6 protein-coding genes are annotated in these 4,610 nt (G+C 36.6%); 4 read left to right on the top strand and 2 right to left on the bottom strand.

Going from position 1 to position 4,610, the window contains the following annotated elements; genetic code table 11:
* Positions 1-197: 197 nt before the first annotated feature.
* Together C2M17_RS06120 and C2M17_RS06115 are read right to left on the bottom strand one after the other, a co-directional pair.
* Entirely contained in the window at positions 198-407 is a 210-nt protein-coding gene (locus tag C2M17_RS06120; RefSeq protein ID WP_105199971.1) for a hypothetical protein, read from the bottom strand.
* Entirely contained in the window at positions 404-931 is a 528-nt protein-coding gene (locus C2M17_RS06115) for a hypothetical protein (RefSeq protein ID WP_105199970.1), read from the bottom strand. Before C2M17_RS06115 ends, C2M17_RS06120 begins: the two co-directional genes overlap by 4 nt.
* Before the next feature lie 585 nt (positions 932-1,516).
* Between C2M17_RS06115 and C2M17_RS06110 the strand changes: the two genes are divergently transcribed.
* The 4 genes from C2M17_RS06110 to C2M17_RS06095 form a co-directional block, all read left to right on the top strand.
* Complete coding sequence (locus tag C2M17_RS06110) at positions 1,517-2,632, top strand: DUF262 domain-containing protein (RefSeq protein ID WP_105199969.1); 1,116 nt, start codon at positions 1,517-1,519, stop codon at positions 2,630-2,632.
* Positions 2,625-3,671 (top strand): AAA family ATPase, encoded by a 1,047-nt coding sequence (locus tag C2M17_RS06105; RefSeq protein WP_105199968.1) that lies wholly within the window; start codon positions 2,625-2,627, stop codon positions 3,669-3,671. The genes C2M17_RS06110 and C2M17_RS06105 overlap by 8 nt, the downstream gene beginning before the upstream one ends.
* A gap of 2 nt (positions 3,672-3,673) precedes the next feature.
* Positions 3,674-4,423 carry a hypothetical protein gene (locus C2M17_RS06100; protein ID WP_105199967.1) on the top strand — a complete coding sequence of 250 codons (750 nt, stop codon included), beginning with the start codon at positions 3,674-3,676 and terminating at the stop codon, positions 4,421-4,423.
* A 64-nt stretch (positions 4,424-4,487) separates the two neighbouring features.
* On the top strand, positions 4,488-4,610 hold a 123-nt coding region (locus C2M17_RS06095), incomplete at its 3' end, for a helix-turn-helix domain-containing protein (RefSeq protein ID WP_158683987.1).

Here is a 4,610-nt window from a genome sequence, read left to right as displayed (position 1 = left end):
CATATGACCTATCGAAAGAGCGTGTTCAAGATGCTAATTACAAAAGAGATTTAGAGATCGCCAGATTGAAACGATCTCAGTGAATCACACATGTAGCGCTGGTATCGTGCTGGTTACTTACGAACCTACACATGTAAAATCTGTGGGTTACATCCAATGGTTACAGATTCGACAGCTTTTGTTCAAGATGGATATGATTAACCGACTGTATCGCAAGCTGGGCAGCGATACTTAGAACTCGCCCAAGCGTCTTCGATAACCTCACCATCATGCACTTTGTAAGAGTAATAAATATTTTTCATGGAGCTATCGTTTTTATAATACCCATCAAGCTCATCGAAATTACCGTCGAAGTGTTCATCGTGGCGTTCTGAAATCGCTACCCACTTTCTAATGCTTTTGGTCATTGATCTTCACCCTTTATGTAGCAACGAAGGCAGACTCCAGTGTCCCAAATGCTACGCGCATCGCATGTGTAATCGTAAAAATCAGTATGGCAATCCCGACACGTTACACTGTCTGGCTCTGGCTCTGCGTTGTAATGGTCATATGCATCGAACGTTTTTTCTTTTTCCTCCCAGATTTTTGTCTTCGTTTCGAATAGCTCCATTACTTTTTCATGTTCTTCTTCCTCGGTAAATTGGCTACGCTCCGAGAGATCTAATGCATAATATTCAGCAAGAGCACCGCGCTGTGCCATTTGCTTAATTAGCCCTTTTTCTGGGTTGCAAATATCAATTTCCTCACAAAAAACTGACTCAATCACATCAATGACTTTCTGTTTAAGGTCACCGTCGAGGTAAGCCCACATTTCGCTCACACTTTCGTTTTTTTCAATTCCAGTACCCTGAATCAAACGGCTTGAAAAAGCCTCGCTCGTACTGCCACCGCCAAGTAAACCCTTGATGATAATTTTTTCGTAATGTTCCATTTTTTATAACTCATGGTGATTTTTTCACTGCTACTGAAGCGATAGTTCCAGAGATTAGTAGGCATTGTAAGTGCTAAAAAAATGGCATACAGGTCATTGTTTTCCCTCAAGTCATTGATATTTATTGGTTTGATTGTTTTTTGTTCTATTGAAAATGAGGGGTTTGTCACTAAAATTCTTATTGTAGACATTCCAATGCATTGGTTGCTTTTAGTACATCATTTGCAAAATGTGCTTACAAACTGTGCGGCAATACAAAGAGAAGAAAAAAATCCCTGAAGAGATCTGTTATTTTGTGGTTTGGTATAAACAACGCTCTCTCTGTAGGGGCTGACACAAATTGACCTTCTTCATAAGGTGGTAACTTATACTATTCCCTATTGATCCAAATTTAGGTACGAGCAGTCTTTGCTTTGCAAGCAAGTGTTAGCATGAGACAATGGTGGGTCACTATGTGGCGACTCCAGAATAACAATACAAGACTGGTGTGTGGTTTAGTCATACAGAAGACTGTAGCTAGTTGTTAGAGTGCTACTGCGATGAGCCTTCAAGTGGTATGACAGATAAAAGTTAAGGCAATAAGCAATGAATGATGCTGATGATGTAATTGAAATAGAGAACCAAGATGAACTTGAGTTAAATGCCCACCCTCACCCAATGGGCACTGATACCGAGGTTCGTATTGCTAAAGATAGTTACAGTGTCTTTGAGCTTCTACGCCGAGAAGAAAGAGGTTCGTTAATACTATCTCCTGACTTTCAACGTAATGATGTTTGGAATGATCAGCGTCAATCAGAGCTTGTTGAATCTATATTAATGGGAATACCTATTCCAGTAATATATTTATTTGAAAATGAAAATGGCATTCGTCAGATTATCGATGGTAAACAAAGAACCACAGCGCTTAAAAGGTTTATAAATAATAAATTGACCTTAAAGCAACTTTTAATGCTTCCTAATCTAAATGGCTTACGATTTAGTGAAATACCACCAATATTACAATCTAAGCTAGAAGACTATCAGCTCAATGTATATATCATTCAACCACCGACTCCGGAGTATGTTAAATTTAACATTTTCGAGCGAGTTAATCGTGGTGGTATGAACTTAAATAAGCAAGAAATGCGTCATGCCTTGTATCAAGGTAGAAGTACTCAATTAATTGAGAGGCTTGCAGACTCTTTGTCATTTAAAAAGTCAACTGGTAACGGAGTTAATTCTGAACGCATGCGAGATCGTTACCTTATTTTAAGATTTGTTGCATTTTTTCTTCTGATTTTAAATAAGTTACCATCGAAAATAAAATATCGTTCAGATATTGATTCATTTTTGGCGTCAGTTATGACATTCATTAACACTACAGATCAAGATGAGTTGATTGAAGAAGTTGAAATGTGGTGTGTTACTGGAATGGAACGGGTATATAGTGTACTCGGAAGTGAAGCTTATCGTTTCGCACCAAAATCTGAAGGTGGTAATCGGCGACCTATCAATATGGGTTTATTTGAAATGTTAACTTTTGCTTTTTGCTTTGTAGATTTAAAGAAAATAGAATCAAAACATGCTAAGAATTTAGTAGAAAAATACAAAAAAGACATTGATAGTGAAGGTTATCTATCAGGTTCAATGGATACGTTAGATTACATAAAAATTAGATTTGACACTGCTTATGAAATAGCAAGAGGCCTTGAAAATGCTTAACGAGATTACAATCAATAATTTAAAAAGTATTGATAAAACCACCTTAAAGCTTGCTCCGTTGACAATATTTACGGGTATTAACTCTTCTGGGAAATCAACGGTTATTCAAGCCTTAATGCTTTTAATAAAAAATAGTTGCATTAGCAATAGATATAGCATGGAGGAGTTAATACGATACCTAAATGATTTTCAAGTGATTCGAAATAAGAAAAATAATGCAAAATCAGTAGATATATCTGTAATTGACAATAGTGGTGAAAATCATACTCTAAAAATTACCGCAGATAAGGTAGAGAAAAAAATTGATTTACCTTATTTATATGAGAATGGCGAAGAAGGTGGAAGCGAAGTTTTCTATCTAAACGCCAATCGAATTGGTGCGCAAGACTTGGTGCAGATTTCTGAGAGAAAAGTCGGAAACTTAGGCGAGTATCTATTTTCTACTTTTGATAAGATAAAAGGTCACGTTCTTCCTGATTATTTATTAAAGTTTGAAGGTTCAAAAACGATTGGATATCAAGTTAGCCAATGGTTAACCACAATTACAAACTCGCCTATAGAACTAATTACAGAAAAAGTTGGTGACCAAGTAAAAGTATCTTTTAAGGTTAAAGAACTTGATACCGATATTTCGCCTTTCAATCTAGGTGCAGGTATGAGCTATATTGCCAAGGTGATAATAATTTGTATTATGGCTAAAAAAGGTGATTTGATTTTTCTCGAAAATCCTGAGGTTCAATTACATCCCAAAGCCCAAGCTCAATTAGGAGTTTTCTTAGCATTTATAGCTAATAGTGGTATTCAGTTAGTTGTAGAAACTCACTGTGAACATTTGATTAATAGAGTTGCCTACGAGGTTTATGAAGACCATATAATCAGTAGCGATGTTGTCATTCACTATAAAGGTGATGTAAAGCAGGACTTTGATACTATCTTGATAGACGAAAATGGTGAGTTTAATGATATTGACGGTCAGGTGATCGGCTTCCCATCTGGTTTTTTTGATGCAACTTTACCTGAGCTAATGGAAATGAGGTAGCTATGGCTGGGAAAATGGTTCTAAGTACTTCTCTTCTTGTGGCATATGAAAACATGGCTTTTGAACCTCATAAATACCAAAAAAAGTATAAGAGGTTAATGAAATTAATATCGTTGCCATACAGGACTAATAAGAAGCAATTATTGGAAGCAAAAGCAGCAGGCTTAAACTCATCTGTTTATGACCGTTTAATGCCACAGTTACAACACCTACCGGATAGAAACGACTCTATAGAAGAATTAGCATCAAAAACCAGCCTGAAAGTTATCTTGACTGAAGATTGTGAAGCTGTACTACCTTACGTATATTATCATTCGTCATTTATAGCTAACCAAATTACGGTAAGTTTGGGGGCGTCAGATGATCGGGCTAACCTTGTTAAGTATCTACAAATGTTATCTTCATGTGCAACAAAGGTAACGATTTGTGATAATTATTTGGCTGAAGGTTGGGGGAGTACCCAAAGTCTATTTCGAGCAGTTCTACCTAGACATAAGCTAGATATTCATTTTATTGAAACACCAGACATACTGAATGTGGAAAAAAATAGTAAAAAAGTAACAGATACTTTTGCCAAATCTATTTGTACTGAGTGGACGGTCTCAACAAGCTCCTTATATAGTGGTTCTCATGATAGATATTTACTTATAGAAGCATCGCAAGGTAAGGTTGAAGTAATGGTTTCCAGTGGTTTTGAACATATTTGGAAAGCCAATCCAAAAGAAGTTACTTGTGTAGTCAGACAGCTATAACATCAAAAACTTTCTACTTTAAGATGTGTGATTCATAGACATCATTTCAATATACTTGGTGTCTATGAACAGAGAAATTCAACAGCGGCTTACCTGGATTAAGCTGTATGAAGAGACCAATGATGCGGGTTTGGTTTGCCGTAGGTGTGGTATTTCCAGACCAACCCTCCGTAAATGGTGGAAGCGG

It is taken from the genome of Pseudoalteromonas sp. T1lg10 (assembly GCF_002964545.1).
GTDB lineage: Bacteria > Pseudomonadota > Gammaproteobacteria > Enterobacterales > Alteromonadaceae > Pseudoalteromonas.
This window is presented reverse-complemented; position numbering and strand designations above follow the sequence as displayed.